Genomic DNA, 18,771 nt, shown 5'->3' on the forward strand with positions numbered 1-18,771 from the left:
TGCCTACCCCACTGCAACAGGGGATTCCGGGATTCGCAGTTCAGCCGTCTCCAGTCGGCGATCATGCACCCACACCATCGCCGTTGCAACGGAGAAGACCAACCCGGCGATGCATACTCCGTTCCAGCCGTACGACTTCCACACCACTGACCCCACCGCCGAGCCCACGGCAGCACCGACGAAGTAGGTGGTCATGTACACGGAATTCACACGCGAACGTGCTTCGGGGACAAGGGCGTAGATCACGTTCTGGTTGCTGACGTGCACTCCCTGCAGCGCGAGGTCGGCAAGGACGATGGCAACGAGAAACCACACCACGTGGGTGGCACCGGCGACAAAGGGAAGCCACGACACCAAGAGAATCGCGATGGCGCCGCCGGTCGCCAGCTGACCCAATCCCCGATCGGCCAGTCTGCCCGCCACCGTCGCCATCAAAGCTCCCGCCACACCGAGTAGTCCGACCAAGCCGATTTGAGTGTCGCTGTAGCCGAATTCGCCGGACAGAAGAAAGGCCATCGTCGTGAAGACGGTGCTGACAGCAGCAAAAGCCAGTCCGCCCATGGCCGATCGGGTTCTCAGGCGCGGCAAGGTCGCAGCCAACTTCCCTACCGAAGCGAGCGTTGCGCGGTAGCTTGCCTTCGGGCGATCTGCGGAATCGGAAGGCAGAGATCGCCACAATGCCACGGCCATCACCACCATCAGCACCGCCGCAACCTTGTATACCGTCGACCAACCTCCCAGTCCGGAGAGGACGCCGGCAACGCTGCGCGCCAGCAGGATTCCGATCAGCAGTCCGCTCATGATCGTGCCGACCACCTGACCGGACCTCTCAGGTTCGGCCAGCGAGGCGGCAAACGGAATGAGCACCTGGGCGGCGACCGAAAAGACTCCAGCGACAGCGATTCCCACTGCCAGCGTGGCAAAGTTGGGCGCAAATCCGCTGACCGCTTGACCGGTCGCCGCCAGCAGCATGAGCCCTACCGTCAGCTTGCGTCGGTCCACCATGTCGCCCACCGGAACCAGAAGTATCAATCCGAGTGCATACGCGACCTGCGCGATGGTCACCGTCGCGGCCGCTGCGGAGGCCGACACATTCAGGTGATCTGCGATGGAATCGAGGAGTGGCTGGTTGAAATAGTTACCGCCCGCGCACAGGCCCGTCGCCGCAGCCATCAGCAGCACTATCGGTAGTCCGAGCCTCGGACGCGCGTCGCTTGAAATCATGTCGTCAAGCATGACCGCCTACACCGACGCGCGTCCAATAGATAGATATGCATGATCTATCTCCAGAAACGATAGATTGGTGCAATGGAACTACGTCACATCCGCTACGCCCTGGCAGTCGCGGAAGACAAACACTTCAGCCGAGCAGCGTCGCGGTTGCACGTTTCCCAGTCCGCCTTGAGTGCCCAGATCAGAGACCTCGAAAAGGAACTGGGAGTCGAATTGTTCAACCGGAACAGCCGAAACGTCGGCCTGACTGCTGCAGGCGAGGTTTTTGTCGCCCGCTCCCGCGAGGTACTCGGCGCCGTGTCGAGACTCGTCAGTGATGTCTCGGCACGGAGCAACGAGCAAGTGCGGTTGACGGTCGGCACCATCACCTCGGCGGGGCGCGTCGACGTCGGACGCGCGCTGGCAGATCTGACACGGCGCCACCCTGCAATCAACATCACCGCGCGACCGTACGGCAGTGAAGTAGTTATCGAGGGAGTCCGGTCCGGTGCAATCGACGTCGGCATTGTCGGATTGGCCGCAGGTCGCCTACCCAAGAGCTTTGCCGCCGCACCGCTGTGGAGTGAACCCACCGCAGCGTTCGTTGCTCCCGACCATCCCTTTGCCCAGGCTTCGTCGATCAGGCTCGAAGACCTACGCGATCACACTCTCGTGGACTTCGCCTCCGGCAGCGAGGCCCGTGTCCAAACCGACCAAGCCTTCGCCGAATCACAGGTCCCTCGGGGAAAAACACTTGAAGCCAACTCGGTAGACCTGATCTGTTCACTGACCGCCAACGGCCTGGGCGTAGGTTTGCTCCCCCAGTCCATGAGCGCCCTGCACCCCGAATTGGTCTGTATTCCGATCACCGATGCGCCGCATCGGATCGTCCACGCAATCACCGAACCCACCCATTCGTCGGCGCTCGCCCGCGAGTTCGTCGAACTACTCGCAGCGCAGTTCGCTACTTGAGCAGTTTCGACATTCGCCTGTCCGCCAACGGTTTACCGCCGGTCTGGCACGTCGCGCAGTATTGAAAAGAGCGCTCCGCGAACGACACTTCGCGTACGACGTCACCGCACACCGGGCACGGAAGTCCGGTACGAGCATGCACTCGCATCCCCGAGCGTTTCTCACCTTTGAGCCGGGCCGCGTCCTGACCTTCCGAACGCTCGATCGCGTCGGCCAGCGTAGATCGCATCACGGCATACAACGTCGAAATCTGATCCGGCGTCAGCCGCGACGAGGTCGCGAAAGGCGAGAGTTTCGCGGTGTGGAGGATCTCGTCCGAGTAGGCGTTCCCGATACCGGCGATCAACGACTGCTCGACTATCGAGTTCTTGATCCGCGCCGACGTTCCGCCCAGAATCTGTGCGAACTCGGCTTCGGTCACAGCCATCGCGTCCGGCCCCAACCGGGCGATGCCCGGAACCTCCTGCGGATCGTTCACGACCCAGACGGCGAGGCGTTTCTTGGTGCCGGCTTCGGTGAGATCGAATGCCGGCGTCAACCCTTCGGGTGTGAAGAAATGAACGCGCAGCGCCAACGGCCCCTTCCCCGGCTTCGGCGGCGTCGCCGATGGATTGTCCAGCCAGCGCATCCAGCCGGCACGGGAGAGATGCGTGACCAACCACAACCCGTCGCAATCCAGAGCCAGATGCTTCCCGAAGCGGGCGGCGCCCGTGACGTCACGCCCCTGCAGAGCAGTGATCGGCGGATCGAAGGTCTTGAGCACACTCAATGCAGCGATGTCGACGCGTCCCACCACTGCGCCGACCGCGTGCTGACGAAGGAACCCTGCCAGCGCTTCCACCTCGGGTAGTTCAGGCATGGCAACAGACTAACGCCGACCACGGACACTCACAGCGCGCTCAGTCCGTTTCCGTCTGCAGCACCACCGAATGCCCACCGCGTGCCTTCGCGGAGTACATCGCCCGATCCGCTCGCCGCAGCAGAGTCGGGTATGCGACCAGCGCATCATCCGCTGATTCGAAAGGCCCTGCAATCTTCGCGATTCCGACGCTCATCGCCACCTCGGGATGATCGGGCGAGGTGATCGTCGAACGGAGTAGCTCATGTTCGAGTCGATGGAACGAGTGTTGATCGACCGAATCGACGATGACGAACTCGTCGCCGCCTATCCGTGCGATCAAGGCCGCCGGGCCGGCGCATTCGACCAGCCTCGATCCGACTTTTTCGATCACAGCGTCACCGACGGTATGTCCGTACTCGTCGTTGATGGCCTTGAATCGATTGATGTCGACGGCGGCGACTACCAAGAGCGCCGAGTGCGTGTACGACCGCTCCAGCAACAGTCGTACTTCGTCGGCCAGTCCCCTCCTGTTGAGCAGTCCCGTCAGTGGGTCCAATTGCGAGTTCAACGCGTCGGTGCCGAGGATCGAGAAAATGAACTGACAGGCAAAGGGAATCACGTAGATTGCCGCGCCGACCAGTACTACCAACGCGACCAGAACCGGAACATCCACATCGTTTTCGACCACGGCCGTACGTGTCACGATGCCGATGACCACGACGAATACCCACAACATGTGAAGGCTCTGCATTCGAGCATTGTGGAAGAACGCGATGTATCCGCCGATCACCGAAAACATCACGGCGTGTGCCAGTGCTGCAAGTGGATTGGAGTACAGCAGCATTGCGGCCGCTATTCCCAATTCCGAGTAGAGCACAAAGGCGTAAGACCAGGAACGGGAGAGATTGCGCCTCGTCGAGAGGGCGACGGCCATCATCACGGTTATGACCATGATGACTGCGTTCGCGGTGCGCGCGTGCGAAGTGGTCGGTCCCTGTGGACTGAAGCGAGTGAGGAACATGATCACGGTGACCAGCACCAACGAGCAGACGACGAGAAACCGCGAGGCGACGGTCAACCCTTTGTCCGCGAGATAGCGATTGAAGGTGTCGAATTGGTCCGGACGCCGATACCAATCGACAAGTTGAGAAGAGATCAGCCGGAACGCGGGACCCGAGAGCGGTCGTCGAGACGCCACGGCGTCCGAACGCTCAACACTCTCGGCAGATTCCATAGGGTCAGGGTAATCCAGTCAACTCCCCGCAATCAGACAATTTTCACTGTTTGCCGTCCCACATCACAACCTGATCGCCGCCGGCGGCCTTCGCGCGGTACATCGAGGCATCGGCTACTCGAAACAGTTCCGTCAACTCCTCGTCGGAAATAATCGACGACCATTCGGCAGAGGTGATCGCGACTCCGACGCTGGTGGTCACTACCGGATCACGATCGTCGATTCGCAAGTGCCTTCGCAGATTGTCTTCGAACGCAGGCGCTGCGCCGACGTCTATCGTGTCTACCAACACGAACTCGTCCCCACCGAATCTGGCGAAGAGCGCCTTCTCACCGCCGCACCACCGCAGTCGATCAGCAATCTGGCGAAGTACGAGATCGCCTTCTTCGTGCCCCTGTGAGTCGTTGACGCTCTTGAACGAATCGACATCGACAATCGCGACGACATACGACGACTTGCTCGACGCATGCCCCGTCGCCCCCATTTCGACAACAGCTCGCTGCAGCCCGCGCCGATTCAGAAGCCCTGTCAACGGATCCACATCCGAACTGTCCGCGTCGGAGCCGAGAAGTGAGAGGACGAACTGGCAGGCGAACGGGATGACCACGATCCCGGTAGCGATGATCAGACACAGTGCGGTGGCCAACGCAGGATCCGCGTAGACCGCGACCTTTCGGCCGACCACTGCCAGAACCACGATGGACAGCGCGATGTGAACCGCCTGGAGTCTCGCGTTGTGAAAGTACGCGATGTAACCACCGATCAGTACGAAGAGCACACACTGGATCAACCCGATGAAAGGGTCGTTGTTCAAGAACACACCGACGAATACGCCGACCTCGCAGTAGGCGACAAAGAAGTACGACCACCGACGCGTGATTTCGGGCAGAAGGCAGAAGAGCACGATCACCGCAATCGTGACGGCGATGATAACGGCGTTGACGACGCTGGTGACGTGGTTGTGCACGCCCGCGTCGCTGAAGCGCAGCAGAATCATCGCAATGATGACCGTCGTCAGCGAGCCGATGACCAGCAATCGGACAGCTAGCTCCAGGCCCTTCGTGGCGAGGTATCGATTGAAACTGTCGAATTGATCAGGACGCCGATACCACTGAACCAGAAGGTCGAAAGCCGACTTCACAGCTGATTTTTCACGGCCACGCGGCGCGGGCAGAATCGACTGCAGTCGGTCCTGCCCGAACGATGTCATGCGCAGATCATAGGTGCGCAGACCGTCGTTCGGGATCAAGAGTGCAGGATCGAGGCGGCAAATTCAGGGTCGGTTGTCAGCGCCGAACGAGGTACGTATCCATGATCCAACCGTGCTTCTCACGCAACTCCGCCCGGCGAGCGACGATCTGATCTTCGACGTCACGCAGTTTGCCGGAAATCAACTCCTCGTCCGGGGTCCCGAGGTACGCGCCCCACCAGATCTCGGCGTCGTTTTCGCTTACCTGAGTGAAGGTGCAATGCGCGTCGAGCATCACGATGGCATTGTCCACGCCGTCGGGCAATCCCTCGGCCAGTTTGCGGCCGGTCGTGATGTGGATGGGTTCGCCGATTCGGTTCAGGACGATCCGGTGTTGTGCAGCCAGCGACTGCACGCTGGTGATTCCCGGGATGACGGAGTAGTCGAACGAAACTCTCCCGCGAGCGAGCACGCGCTCGACGATCCGCAGAGTGCTGTCGTAGAGGGAAGGGTCACCCCAGACGAGAATCGCGCCGACGCCAGGTTCGGCCGCGAATTCCGCTTCGAATTTCGCGGCCCGACGCTCGTGCCAGTCCTCGACGACGCCCTCGTAGTCGGTCGGGGTTCGGTCCCGCGGCGGGTCCGTGATCTCGACCACCTTGTAGTCGAGGTGAACGTGCTCGTCGAGAATGCCGGTGCGCAAGTCGACCAGGGCCTGCTTCTCGTCACCCTTTCCGATGATGAAGAAGGTATCGGCCCTGTTCATAGCCTTGATCGCCTGAACCGTCACCTGGTCGGGATCACCAGCACCGATACCGATCACCAAGAGTTCGCGCATGTGCCGAGGCTATATTGCCGTGCGCCTTTATTAACCGCCGGAGGTTAATAAAGGCGCACAGCAGGGCAGGCCCTAGACTGATTCCCGTGACTGTCTCCACTGCTTACGAAGACCTCCTCCGGCTCGTCATGGAGACGGGTACCGCCAAATCCGATCGAACCGGAACCGGCACCCGCAGCATCTTCGGTCACCAGATGCGTTTCGATCTTGCCGACGGCTTTCCGCTCGTCACCACCAAGAAGGTCCACCTCAAGTCGATAGTCAACGAACTCCTGTGGTTCCTGCGCGGCGACTCCAACGTGGCGTGGCTGCACGAGCACGGCGTCTCCATCTGGGACGAGTGGGCCGACGAGAACGGTGAACTCGGCCCCGTCTACGGCGTCCAGTGGCGTAGCTGGCCCACCCCTTCGGGCGAGCACATCGACCAGATCACGCAGACCGTCGAGACTCTGCGCTCCAACCCCGATTCGCGGCGGATCATCGTTTCGGCGTGGAACGTCGCCGACATTCCGCAGATGGCCCTGGCGCCGTGCCACGCTTTCTTCCAGTTCTACGTCGCCGACGGCAAGCTCTCCTGCCAGCTGTACCAGCGCAGCGCCGACATGTTCCTCGGCGTTCCGTTCAACATCGCCAGTTACGCGCTGCTCACCCACATGATGGCCCAGCAGGCCGGACTCGACGTCGGCGAGTTCGTCTGGACCGGCGGCGACTGCCACATCTACGACAATCACGTCGACCAGGTGACCGAGCAGCTCGGCCGCGAACCGCTGCCGTTGCCGACCCTGAAGCTGAACAAGCGCGACTCCATCTTCGACTACACCTTCGAGGACGTGGAGATCGTCGACTATCAGCACCACCCCGCGATCAAAGCCCCGGTAGCGGTCTGACGATGACCGATCGCACAGTCACCCTCATCTGGGCGCAGGCCCACGGCGGCGTCATCGGCGCCGACAACTCGATCCCGTGGCGCGTGTCCGAGGACATGGCTTACTTCAAACGCGTCACCATGGGCCATCCGGTAATCATGGGGCGGCGCACCTGGGACTCCATTCCATCGAAGTTCCGTCCGTTCAGCGGGCGTCGGAACATCGTCGTCACACGCGATCCGCAATGGCACGCCGAAGGCGCCGAGGTGGTCCGCAGTCTGGACGTCGCCCTGGCGTTGCCGGACGGTGACGTCTTCGTCGTCGGTGGCGGGCAAATTTATTCGGCTGCACTGCCATTCGCAACGCATCTACTGGTGACCGAGATCGACCTCGACATCGCCGGCGATGCTTTTGCTCCCGAGATCGGCCCCGAATGGAACCTGAAATCCGACGAGCCCTGGCAGACCTCGGAGAAGAGCGGCCTGCGCTTCCGCTGGTTGGAGTACACGCGCTGACCGACTTCCGCCGATAACGAGGCACCTCGCGAGTGAGTCGGTCATACTCCAAGAAGGACATTCACCGCTTCCGAGAGGTCTTCGATGGACAAGAAGTCACTGACCGCTCTCGCTCGCCAACAGTTGAAACTGGCGGGCTCGGCGACCAGCGGTCGCAGTTCACAAACCGTCTACGGTGGCCACCAGCGCAGCCTGCGACAGACGGTGATCGCGCTGAGCGCCGGCAAGAGCCTCGCCGAACACGACAGTCCGGGCGAAGCCACGTTGTTGGTCCTGAGCGGGAAGCTGAATCTTGTGTGTGGGAGTGACCAGTGGAAAGGATCCACGGGTGATTTCCTGACCGTCCCGGCCGACCGGCACAGCGTCGAAGCGCTCGAAGACGTTGCATTTCTACTGACCGTCGCCATGAAGGGCTGAAATCGGTAGCGTCTTCCGCGTGAGCGAAACCGTGATCGAAGTGTCCGTCGTCGCAGCCCCGTCCGTACTCTGGCCCGCGCTGCGCGACCCGTCGCTGATTCGACGTTGGTTCGGCTGGGAGTACGACGGACTCGACGACGAAATCAACCAGATCTACTCCACCGCTGAGGCCGACCCCGAAGCGTTGACGCTGAAACTCGGAAACGGTGACCGTTTCTCACTTCGCGAACAGGACGGCAAGACGGTCGTCCGCATCGACCGACCGCCGAAATCAGCCGACGACGACTGGTACGACGACATCACCGAGGGCTGGACGACATTCCTCCAGCTGCTCAGATTCGCAGTGGAGCACCACGGACTGGCCGAGCGTGGAACCATTTACCTCGACGGCCTTCTGCTCCCCGGTGAGAACGTGGCAAGCGTCCTCGGGCTCACCGAAATCGAATTGGAAGCGGGAAGTCGGTACGCGGTGACAATCGCTCCCGGCGACTATTTCGAAGGCGTCGTCGACTACGTCACCGACCACCAATTCGGGTTGACAGTCGAGGATCTCGGCCCTGGCCTGCTGTCTGTCGCCACCCAGTCGGTGACGGCGCAGCGGCCCGACGGAGGCATGTCCATCCTGCTGACCACCTACGACCTGAGCGATGACGAGTTCGACGAGATCAAGCATCACTGGTCGTCGTGGTGGGAAGGTCGCCGCCAGGAGAGCTGACGTTCGGTGAGGCGATATGCTTCGACCATGGTCGAAGCTTCGGGTCACAGTCCGGCACGTACGTTCGGCGAGTTGCTCGACCGCCTGGGCGATTCCAATGCCGACATACCGACACTCCACCGCCTGCTCGAGGCGGTCCTGGTGGTCGGCTCCGGCCTGGACCTCGACCTGACGCTTCAACGGATCATCACCTCTGCGACAACGGTTCTGGATTGCCGCTACGGCGCCCTGGGGGTCGCGGCGCCGGGGGGCGGGCTCTCGGAATTCGTGTACGAGGGAATCTCCGGGTCCCAACGCGCGACCATGGGACATTTCCCCGAAGGTCATGGCGTGCTGGGTGTTCTGATGAATCACCCGCAGACTTTGCGTGTGGCCCATCTCGGCGACCATCCCGAATCGGTGGGATTCCCCGCAAATCATCCACCGATGGAGAGCTTCCTCGGAGCGCCGATCATGATGCGGGGAAAGGTGTTCGGAAGCATCTACCTGACCGAGAAACGGGGACAGGCCGAGTTCACCCAAGAAGACGAGGTCATTCTCGAAGCCCTCGCCATCGCAGCCGGTATCGCTGTGGAAAACGCCCGACTGTTCGAGCAGTCACGAACTCGTGAAAGATGGCTCACCGCAACATCTGCCATCCGCTCGCGGTTGCTGGCCGGTGACTCGCTCGAGGACGGCCTGCAACTTCTTGCCAGTCGCGTTCGGGACCTGACCGGCGTCGACGACGTGATCGTGGTGATCTGCGAGAACGGCTACGCACAGGTTCACGCCGCGGCCAGCGCCCGGACCACGTCACGTGGAGTCAGAATCCCGGCGACCACTTATCCGTTCGACGTGGTGCGGAGCACTCGAAAGCTACAGGTACTCACCACTTTAGGCGCACTCACCGAACTGGTGCCGTCGGCTGGGAGTGCGGTCGTGGCACCGATGTGCGTCGCCTCGGGTGTAGTCGGCGCGGTCATCGTGGCGTCGAATTCCACCAACACACACTGGGATCACGACGAACTGACCCGGATCGAGTCGATGGCCGAACTCGGCTCCGTTGCAATCGAGTTCGACGAGAAACAAAAGGCGCAACGCCTGTTGTCCGTTCTCGCCGACCGCGACCGCATCGCACGAGACCTGCACGACAACGTCATCCAGCGACTGTTCGCGAGCGGAATGAGCCTGCAGAGCACGCTTCCGGACGAGACCCTCCCGGAGTCGGCGCGCGCGATTGTCAAACGATCTCTCGAACAGCTCGACAAGACAGTCCGCGAGATTCGGACAACCATCTTCGATCTGCAGACTCCGACGGCCACCGATTCGTCGAGCCTGCGCCGACGCCTCCTCGATGTCATCGGCGACGCCACCGCACAGTCCGCTGTGACCCCGAGCGTCCAATTCTCCGGCGCCATCGACACTCTGGTGAATCCCGGGATCCACCAGCACGCCGAAGCCGTGCTGCGTGAGGGGTTGAGCAACGTCCTTCGGCATGCACACGCACGCCACATCACCATCGCTGTCACCGCGGACGTCGAATTTGCGATCACGATCGAGGACGACGGCGTCGGACTCCCCTCCGACTTCCACAAGAGTGGACTGCACAATCTGGAGCGCCGCGCCGAACATTGCGGCGGTACGTGCACGATCGTCAATCACGATCCGAGCGGTGCACGCCTGCTCTGGCGAGTACCGCTCGGTCGCACCAACTCGAATCGACCGAAATCCGGTCGTTAGATCCTAGCGACTGCCGCTACGGATTTCGGTCGCCAGCACCGCAGCCTGAGTACGACGCTGCATGCCCAGCTTCGAGAGCAGACGCGTCACGTAGTTCTTGACCGTCTTCTCCGCGAGGAATAATCGCGCGCCGATCTCCCGGTTGGTGAGCCCCTCTCCGATGAGGTCGAAGACTGCTCGCTCCTGATCGGAAAGTTCGGCCAACGGATCAGCTGTACGGTCGCTGCGGATCCGCTGCATCAGCGCCTCGGTTGCACGACTGTCGAGCAGTGAACCGCCGCGCCCGACTGTGCGGACTGCAGCGACCAGATCGGTTCCGAGAATCTGCTTGAGGACGAATCCCGAGGCGCCCGCCATGATCGCGTCGAGCAACGCCTCGTCGTCGGCGTACGACGTGAGCATCAGGCAGCGGAGGTCGGGAAGCATCGAGCGGAGTTCTCGGCACAGTTCGACGCCGTTGCCGTCAGGCAGGCGTACGTCCAGAACAGCGACGTCGGCGTTGCTCTGCGGTACCGCAGCCAGCGCTTCCCCCACGGACGCCGCCTCGCCCACCACCACGAAGTCCTCGACCCCACCGAGTAGGTCGAACAATCCGCGTCTGACGATCTCGTGATCGTCGACCAGGAATATCCGCGTTGTCATCGAACCCCTCCAAAAGACATCTCACGTCGAACGGTACCGGAGACGGTGGACTCAGAACTCATGGAATGCATTCTCTTCACTTGTTGACGTGCCGGACGATGAGAACCGGGCAATCCGCGGTGTGCAGGAGCGCCCGACTGGTCGATCCGAGGAGCATTCCTGCGAATCCGCCGCGCCCGCGACTGCCGACGACTATCAACTGCGCCGTCTCCGCGTATTCGCTCAGGACTCGGACGGGACGGTCACGCGCGACGACTCTTTCGACGACGACGTCCGGGTAACGCTCGGTGAATCCGGCCAATTGCTCCGCGAGGACAACTTCCTCACCCGTCTGGATGCTGCTCCACAGTGGGTCGTCGGGGGTGGCGCCCAACGAGGGCTGCACACTCACGTCGCTCCACACGTTGACGGCAATCAAGGTGGCGCCCCGCGCGGAGGCCTGCTCGAAAGCGTGCTCGACTGCCTCGATGCTGCTTTCGGATCCATCGACACCGACGACGACGGGGCCCTCGGTCGGCGGCCGACCGTCGAGCGTCCGTCCTCGGACAACTGCAACCGGAGATTCGCCGTGCGAGACAACCGAGACCGTCGCAGAACCGACGACCAATCCGGTGAATTCGCCGTGCCCGCGAGGGCCGAGCGCAATGATGTACGCGCCCTTCGACAATTCGATCAGGCGATCGGAGACGCTGCCGTCGAGTAGTTCGGTGACGATCTCGAGGTCGTCGTCGATGCTTTGCCGCGCGAGAATCTGTGCGCTGTCCAGACGAGCGGTGGCAGTGCGCCGCAGTTCGTCCTTGAAGCTCTCGGCGAGGTAAGGCTCGGAGTAGTAGAAGGCTGGGATGTGCACCACCGTCGCGATGTGGAGCGGTCGACCGAGCGCCACCGCGGTCCTCGCCGCCCAGACGACAGCCGACGACGCCGATTCCGAACCGTCTACCGCTACGACGACGGGTTTGGTTGCACTCATGTTCGTCCCTCCACAATCGACCACAGAATCTCTTCGCCCTCACACTATTGCCCAATGACGGCAAAAAGGATTCATCAGCCGACGCGAGTCCCGAATCGGACATTGGGTGTTCGGGTGGACTGCGGCAACGGCCCCGCCAACATCCCTTTCGGGCGTCAACGAGGCCACCGGTGCCGGATTCGCACGCAAACCCTGGCTACTCGATCCACGTTAGGTGAAGAACCCGACCGGTCAGAAGTGAAAAAAGTCCTGTCAACAAGCGCCCAAAATCGGGTTTCGTACGCAGGAGATCCTGAACCACCTGCTCTGCTGTGCGCCTTTGTTAACCGCCGGCGGTTAATAAAGGCGCACAGCAGGGTCAGTCACAAATCTTGCGGAACTTCTCGATCAGCTGCACTCGGCCGTTGCGGTCGGCCGCCAACGGCGTGACGTTGAGCGTCGTGACACCGGCTTCGGCGAAGGCTGCGACGCGTTCCTTGACGTAGCTCTCGGGACCGATCAACGACACTGCGCGAACCAGTTCGTCCGGCACTGCTGCGGCGGCTTCGTCCTTTTTGCCCGCGAGGTAGAGATCCTGGATCTTCTCGGCGGCCTCTTCGTAGCCGTAGCGCACCGCGAGATCGTTGTAGAAGTTCTTGCCCTTGGCGCCCATGCCACCGATGTAGAGCGCAAGGCTCGGGCGTACCCAGTCGAGCATGTGGTCGACGTCGTCACCGATGGCCAGTGCCGGCGACGCGTACACCTGAAGCTCACCGAGGCTCGGATCGCGCTTGGCCTTGCCCTTGGCGATCGGCTCACCCCACACGCTTGCTGCCTTCTCCGGATGGAAGAAGATAGGTTCCCAGCCTTCGGCGATTTCCGCCGTCAGCTCGACGTTCTTGGGTCCGAGCGAAGCGATCAGGATCGGGATGCGCTCACGCACAGGATGATTGATCAGCTTGAGCGGCTTTCCGAGTCCGGTGCCCTTCTCGGCGGGGAGGGGAACCTGGTAGTACTTGCCCTGGTACTCGACCTTCTCGCGGCGCCATACCTGACGGCAGATCTCGACGACCTCACGTGTGCGTCCCAGCGGAGCGTCGTACTTGACGCCGTGGAACCCCTCGATCACCTGCGGTCCGGAAGCGCCCAGTCCCATCACGAAGCGACCGTTGGAGACGAAGTCCAGGCCAGCCGCCGTCATGGCGGTCAACGAAGGGGTACGGGTGTAGATCTGAAAGATTCCCGAAGCGAGTTCGATGGTCGACGTCTTGGCCGCCAGGTAACCGAGCTGGCTGACGGCGTCGAAGGAATACGCCTCCGGGACGAAGGCGATGTCGAGGCCCGCCTTCTCCAGGTCACCGACCTCTTCGACGGTTTCGGCGAACCCGCCGCTGTAGTTCAAACCCATACCGATACGCACGTTGTAACCCCAATCCTGACGATTGCTGCCGTGTGCGACGCGCACACGAGCAGTGGTACTCCCATCGAACACTTACTCACATCGAACACTACGGAACCTGAGTCCGCATTCATGTGACTACCCCGTTCATATTCGATGACCGAAATGAACGGGGTAGTGGGAGAGCCTGTCGAGGGTCAGGATTCTTCGGGGCGAACCACCATGACGGGGCACTTGGCCGAAGCGATCAGGGTGTTGCTGGTCGAGCCGAGCAACATGCCGCGGAATCCACCGCGACCACGGCTTCCGACTACGACGAGCTGCGCTTTTGCCGACCAGTCCAACAGCCGTCCGCGTGGGTTGTCGAGGTATACCTCGCGCCGGACCTTCACGTCCGGGTATTGCTCGGACCATCCGGCCAAGCTCTCGCTGAGTACCGCGTGCTCTTCCTCTTCGAGAGACTGCGGGGCAAGCGCAGCGGCCCTCGGGTCTTCGAATGCCGCACTGCCGAGGTCACTCCACACGTGCAACGCCACCAACTCGACTCCGCGGAACGACGCTTCCTCGAAAGCCGCACCGACGGCCTGGGCGCTCAATGCGCTGCCGTCGACGCCGACCACTACGGGTCCTTCCGAGGGCACCGCACCATCGCGGTCCCGAACGACGATGACCGGACACTTGCCGTGACTGGCCACACCGACCGCGGTATTGCCGAGGACTGCTGTCGCCGCCTTGCCTGACGCCGACGCTCCGACGACTACCCGCCTGGCTTGTGCCGAACTCTCGATCAGCCACTGAGTTGCGCTGCCGATGGCGATTTCGGTGTGAACTTCGAGTTTCGGATCGATCTCACGGGCGAACTGTTCCGCCTCCGCCAAGATCGCTTTTCCGGCCTCTTCGACCCATTCGTACACCCCACCCGCGTCGACGTACGGTCCGCCGAAACCGTAAGGCGCGAAGTCGAGAGCGTGGATGATGTCGAGTCGCAATTCGCGCTGGGCGGCGATTTTCGCGGCCTCGCGGAGCGCTGTGGACGCAGTGTCCGAACCCTCGACTCCGACAACAACACTGTTATGTTCGCGTGAACTCATGTGCCCACCTTCCTGAAGAAGTAACCGAGCCACTTTCACTCTAACCATCCCACTTGTCCGGCTTTTTTGGGGTCGCCCCCTCTTCATTTCGGGGACTTAGGTCCCCGAAACTGTTGACGGATAGGAGAATTAGCAGAGCAATCAGGACCAGGTGTGAACAGGATCTCCCGTCCGCATGTTCTCCACGTAACCGCGGAGCATTCCGGTGAGCGCAGTCGAGCGGTCCGCGCCCGAGGCCTCCGCGTGCGCCACTTGCTCGCGTTGCCAGGCGGCACCGGTCTGCCGATTCATGCACCGCCCTTCGATCACGCCGAGGTACCGATCGCGGGCCGCGGCGGACAATCCGAAGTCGGCCAAACCCTCGTCCGCCAACGGCAGCAGCCTTCGCAGGACCAACTCGTCGGCACCGACCCAACCGATCTCCGGCCAGTACAGGGTGGCGTCGAGTCCGTACTTGGCGCCGATGTGCAGGTTCTCTTCTGCCGCATGGAACGACATGTGCGACCACAGTGGCCGCTCCGCGTTCACCAATGCGCGAACGGTTCCGTAGTAGAAGGCCGCATTGGCCATGATGTCGACGACGGTCGGCCCGGCCGGCAGCACCCGATTCTCGATACGCAAGTGCGGCTTGCCATCCGAGCAGTCGTAGACAGGCCGATTCCAGCGATAGACCGTGCCGTTGTGCATCTGAAGCTCGCTCAACTCCGGAACCCCGCCCGCCGCGAGCACTTCCAGCGGATCGGTGTCCGAGACATCAGGGAGCAGCGCCGGGAAGTACCGTGAATTCTCCTCGAACAGGTCGAGAACCGAATGGATCCACCGCTCACCGAACCACACTCGCGGTCGCACACCTTGGTTCTTGAGCTCGAAAGTTCGGGTGTCCGTTGCCTGTTCGAAGATCGGAATGCGTGATTCGTGCCAAAGCGCCTTCCCTGCCAGGAAAGGAGAATTGGCCGCAAGCGCCACCTGTACTCCGGCCAGACACTGCGCGGCATTCCAGTGCGCTGCGAATTCTTCCGGCGCGACGCGCAGGTGCAACTGCATGGACGTACATGCCGCCTCCGGCACCACCGAATTGGTGTCGGCCCGAAGGATTTCCACGTCGCCGCCGGGTAGCGCGACACCTTCGACGTCGAGTTCGATGTCCTCTCCTCGCGCGGCAAAAATTTGCTCGTTGAGCAATTCGTAGCGCGGGTTGGCGGTGATCCACTCACGATCGAGATGCTCGAGCTGCAGGGTCGGCAGCATCCCGATCATCACCATCTCGGCGTCGTGCGCGTGGATTCGCGCGTCTGCGACGTCGAGGGACGCCCGCAGTTTCTTCTCCAATTCGAAAGTCGCATCACCGGTGAGTGGGCCGGGCTCGACGTTCATCTCGACGTTGAACTGTCCGAGCTCGGTTTGGAAAACCGCAGAGTCGTCGATGGATTCGAGCACTTCACGGTTGGACATCGCGGGCGTCATGTCGCCGGTCACGAGGTTGAACTCGATCTCCATGCCCAACAGCGGAGCGGGCTTGTCGACGGCGTCTCGGAAGTCACCACCGTCGAGCATCTGCTTCATGGCGTCGACGCACGAGCGCACCTTCTTACGAAAGAGCCTACGGTCGGCTCTGGTGAATTCTCGCGCCGTGACCTCTGCACCCATTGCGCATTCCCCCTTCGACGATCAACGTCACTGAAGGCTATCCGTCCGGTGTCACCGACAAACGAGAACTGCGGTGGCACCGGGAAGAATTTCCCGACGCCACCGCAGTTCTCCGAAAGTTTCTTCTACGAGTTGTCGACCCAGGTGACAGCTACGCCGCGAGCCTGCAGCCACGCTGCGGGATCGACCTTTGCGCCGTTCTCGGCAACCTCGAAGTGCAGGTGCGGGCCGGTGGACTGGCCACGGTTACCCACGGTGGCGATCTGCTGGCCGGCGTTGACGCGCTGGCCGACGTTGACCTGGTAGTCGTTGACGTGGCCGTACGTGGTGACCGTGCCGTCGTCGTGCTGGACGCGGACCCAGAGGCCGAAACCTGACGCCGGGCCGGCGTCGATGACCTGGCCGTCGGCTGCAGCCAGAATCGGCGTACCGATCGGAGCCGCGATGTCGAGGCCACCGTGGTGTGCTCCCCAGCGCGAACCGAAGGTGGAGGTCAGCGTTCCGGACACCGGCTGCACGGTACGAGCTGAGGTGCCGGGGTTGATCCCAGCGAGGAACTGCTGTGCCTGCGTATTGAGGTCGGCAGCAAAATCGGGAAGCTCGGGGATGTCGAGAGCCGGAAGTGCCGCCAATTCAGCCGGAACGACAACGCCCTCGGGGAGCAGACCCTGCGGGATTTCGATGCCGGCGATGGTCTGTGTTGCCGGCGCCGCAGCAGCGGTTCCTGCGCCCATCTGGCCTGCACCGACGAGGAGTGCACCGGTAGCCGCAGCTACGACACCTGCCTTGACACCGGCACCAGGGCCAGCCGACGGGGTGCGGTGGCGGCCGCTTGCTGCCTCGGGATCGATCTCGAAGACAACATCGTCATTGCCCGTGCGGTGGTGGTTTCCCACAGTGTGTACTCCGTCAGTCGTCGGCGTGCAGCGTCCTTCTGATGAAGCCCGCTCCTCTGTCTGCCGAAGAATGTAACAGTTTGATCAAGGCGGCCGCCACCGTTACCCGATCTTGACCAAAACTATTTGTCGCCGTTCTGTCGGCTGGCGTCCAGTTCTGACTTGAATGCGTCGTATCGTGCCCGGTGAGCGGGTCGACGCCGGATGATCGCCCACGCGATGCCCAGAACCACGAACCAGATCGGCGTGACGAGAAGTGCCTGCAGGGTGTCGTCCTTGGTTGTCAGTGCCCAGAGAATGAAGACGAAGAACGCGAGCACGACCCAGCACATCACGATGCCGCCGGGCATCTTGAACTTCGACGCCTCGTGCAGGTGCGGACGACGCTTCCGGTACACCATGTAGCTCGCCAGGATGATCGTCCACACGAACATGAACAGCAGCGCCGAAATGGTCGTGACGACGGTGAAGGCCTCGATCACGGAATCGCCCGAGAACAGCAGGATCAACGACGCCAGCAGGAAGATGCACGAGAACATCAGGGCGTTCGCGGGGACCTTGCGTGAGTTCAGCTTACCGAGGGCCCTCGGTGCGTCGCCTTCCTGCGCAAGGCCGAACACCATGCGCGAGGTGGAGTAGATACCCGAGTTGGCCGAAGATGCAGCGGAGGTCAGCACGACGAAGTTGATGACAGAAGCAGCGATGCCGAGGCCGGCGAGTGTGAACATGGCGACGAACGGACTCTTGTCTGCGCTGATTTCACGCCACGGAGTCACCGCGATGATCACGGTCAGTGCAACGACGTAGAACAGCAGGACACGAATGGGGATGGAGTTGATGGCCTTCGGCAGGTTCTTCTCCGGGTCCTTCGCCTCGGCTGCCGTCGTACCGACGAGCTCGATACCCACGAAGGCGAACACGGCGATCTGGAAGCCGGCGACGAAGCCCATGAATCCGGTCGGGAACATCCCGCCGTCGTTCCAGAGGTTGTCGATACCGGAGGTGGCACCGTTCGGCGCCGTGAACCCGGAGACGACCATGACGATGCCGACGACGATCAGGCTGACGATGGCGATGATCTTGATCAGCGCGAACCAGAACTCGGTTTCACCGAAGGCGCGAACGGTCGGGAGATTGAGGAGCAGCAGCGCCGCGATCGTCAGCAAAGCAGGAATCCACGCCGCGAGCCCTGGCCACCAGTACTTGAAGTACCCGGAAATCGCGATGACGTCCGCGATGCCGGTGACGATCCAGCAGAACCAGTAGGTCCAGCCGGTGAAGAATCCCGCCCAGGGGCCCAGCAGATCCGCGGCGAAGTCGGAGAACGACTTGTACGCCATGTTCGAGAGCAGCAGCTCCCCCATCGCCCGCATGACGAAGAAGAGCATGAATCCGATGATCATGTACACGAAGATCACGGAGGGCCCGGCGAGCGAGATCGTCTTGCCCGATCCCATGAACAGTCCGGTGCCGATGGCACCACCGATGGCGATCAGCTGGATATGCCGGTTGGACAGCTGACGTGAGAGGTGGGGGTCTTCGCCGGACGGCTTCGTCAGGTCTGGTGTATTCGCGTGGTCGGACACGGAGGATCCCCCTCGTCATACGGTTCATCCGGGGCATCGAAAT

General features: G+C 61.9%; 18 protein-coding genes. 6 read left to right on the forward strand and 12 right to left on the reverse strand.

Translation table 11 applies throughout. The annotated features are described in order from the left end of the window. Positions 1–3: 3 nt before the first annotated feature. Positions 4–1,236 carry an MFS transporter gene (locus ACBG85_RS21260; RefSeq protein ID WP_042921334.1) on the reverse strand — a complete coding sequence of 411 codons (1,233 nt, stop codon included), beginning with the start codon at positions 1,234–1,236 and terminating at the stop codon, positions 4–6. A gap of 72 nt (positions 1,237–1,308) precedes the next feature. On the opposite strand from ACBG85_RS21260, the gene ACBG85_RS21265 reads away from it, so the two are divergent. Then, on the forward strand, positions 1,309–2,184 hold the full coding sequence (locus ACBG85_RS21265; protein WP_372024725.1) for a LysR family transcriptional regulator: 876 nt from the start codon (positions 1,309–1,311) through the stop codon (positions 2,182–2,184). Here ACBG85_RS21265 and ACBG85_RS21270 read toward each other — a convergent pair. The 4 genes from ACBG85_RS21270 to cobF form a co-directional block, all read right to left on the reverse strand. Continuing rightward, positions 2,177–3,043: an Fpg/Nei family DNA glycosylase gene (locus ACBG85_RS21270; protein ID WP_007727653.1), complete on the reverse strand. Its 867-nt coding sequence runs from the start codon at positions 3,041–3,043 to the stop codon at positions 2,177–2,179. The two genes, ACBG85_RS21265 and ACBG85_RS21270, sit on opposite strands and share 8 nt — an antisense overlap. 40 nt (positions 3,044–3,083) lie before the next feature. After that, positions 3,084–4,259 (reverse strand): diguanylate cyclase, encoded by a 1,176-nt coding sequence (locus ACBG85_RS21275; RefSeq protein WP_099698256.1) that lies wholly within the window; start codon positions 4,257–4,259, stop codon positions 3,084–3,086. A gap of 43 nt (positions 4,260–4,302) precedes the next feature. Continuing rightward, entirely contained in the window at positions 4,303–5,469 is a 1,167-nt protein-coding gene (locus ACBG85_RS21280) for a GGDEF domain-containing protein (protein ID WP_260646196.1), read from the reverse strand. 76 nt (positions 5,470–5,545) lie between these two features. Beyond that, positions 5,546–6,286, reverse strand: a complete 741-nt coding sequence (cobF, locus tag ACBG85_RS21285) for a precorrin-6A synthase (deacetylating) (protein ID WP_054781263.1) — start codon at positions 6,284–6,286, stop codon at positions 5,546–5,548. 86 nt (positions 6,287–6,372) lie between these two features. Between cobF and ACBG85_RS21290 the strand changes: the two genes are divergently transcribed. The 5 genes from ACBG85_RS21290 (at position 6,373) to ACBG85_RS21310 (ending at position 10,518) form a co-directional block, all read left to right on the forward strand. Then, a complete protein-coding gene (locus ACBG85_RS21290; RefSeq protein WP_003946427.1) occupies positions 6,373–7,173 on the forward strand; it encodes a thymidylate synthase in 801 nt (266 codons plus the stop codon). Between the two features lie 2 nt (positions 7,174–7,175). Then, positions 7,176–7,667 (forward strand): dihydrofolate reductase, encoded by a 492-nt coding sequence (locus ACBG85_RS21295; RefSeq protein ID WP_372024729.1) that lies wholly within the window; start codon positions 7,176–7,178, stop codon positions 7,665–7,667. Positions 7,668–7,751: 84 nt separating this feature from the next. Then, a complete protein-coding gene (locus tag ACBG85_RS21300; RefSeq protein WP_003946336.1) occupies positions 7,752–8,084 on the forward strand; it encodes a cupin domain-containing protein in 333 nt (110 codons plus the stop codon). A 19-nt stretch (positions 8,085–8,103) separates the two neighbouring features. Beyond that, positions 8,104–8,799 (forward strand): hypothetical protein, encoded by a 696-nt coding sequence (locus ACBG85_RS21305; RefSeq protein ID WP_372024732.1) that lies wholly within the window; start codon positions 8,104–8,106, stop codon positions 8,797–8,799. A 27-nt stretch (positions 8,800–8,826) separates the two neighbouring features. Then, complete coding sequence (locus ACBG85_RS21310; RefSeq protein ID WP_042921348.1) at positions 8,827–10,518, forward strand: GAF domain-containing protein; 1,692 nt, start codon at positions 8,827–8,829, stop codon at positions 10,516–10,518. 3 nt (positions 10,519–10,521) lie between these two features. On the opposite strand, the gene ACBG85_RS21315 is transcribed toward ACBG85_RS21310, so the two are convergent. From ACBG85_RS21315 to cycA, 7 genes are all read right to left on the reverse strand, one after another. Continuing rightward, positions 10,522–11,160 (reverse strand): response regulator transcription factor, encoded by a 639-nt coding sequence (locus ACBG85_RS21315; protein ID WP_003946380.1) that lies wholly within the window; start codon positions 11,158–11,160, stop codon positions 10,522–10,524. 76 nt (positions 11,161–11,236) lie between these two features. Continuing rightward, a complete protein-coding gene (locus tag ACBG85_RS21320; protein WP_003946389.1) occupies positions 11,237–12,130 on the reverse strand; it encodes a universal stress protein in 894 nt (297 codons plus the stop codon). 358 nt (positions 12,131–12,488) lie between these two features. Further along, the gene (locus tag ACBG85_RS21325) at positions 12,489–13,529 is read right to left on the reverse strand and encodes an LLM class F420-dependent oxidoreductase (RefSeq protein WP_007727670.1); all 1,041 of its coding nucleotides are present in this window, start codon (positions 13,527–13,529) and stop codon (positions 12,489–12,491) included. Between the two features lie 176 nt (positions 13,530–13,705). Then, on the reverse strand, positions 13,706–14,599 hold the full coding sequence (locus ACBG85_RS21330) for a universal stress protein (protein ID WP_007727672.1): 894 nt from the start codon (positions 14,597–14,599) through the stop codon (positions 13,706–13,708). 141 nt (positions 14,600–14,740) lie between these two features. Beyond that, positions 14,741–16,246 (reverse strand): glutamate-cysteine ligase family protein, encoded by a 1,506-nt coding sequence (locus tag ACBG85_RS21335; protein ID WP_050654664.1) that lies wholly within the window; start codon positions 16,244–16,246, stop codon positions 14,741–14,743. Positions 16,247–16,371: 125 nt separating this feature from the next. Further along, complete coding sequence (locus tag ACBG85_RS21340) at positions 16,372–17,142, reverse strand: M23 family metallopeptidase (protein WP_003946431.1); 771 nt, start codon at positions 17,140–17,142, stop codon at positions 16,372–16,374. A 122-nt stretch (positions 17,143–17,264) separates the two neighbouring features. Next, the gene (gene cycA / locus ACBG85_RS21345; RefSeq protein ID WP_003946351.1) at positions 17,265–18,728 is read right to left on the reverse strand and encodes a D-serine/D-alanine/glycine transporter; all 1,464 of its coding nucleotides are present in this window, start codon (positions 18,726–18,728) and stop codon (positions 17,265–17,267) included. Between the last annotated feature and the right edge of the window lie 43 nt (positions 18,729–18,771).

The organism is Rhodococcus sp. NyZ502 (assembly GCF_041464245.1).
Classification (GTDB): Bacteria; Actinomycetota; Actinomycetes; order Mycobacteriales; family Mycobacteriaceae; genus Rhodococcus_F; species Rhodococcus_F qingshengii.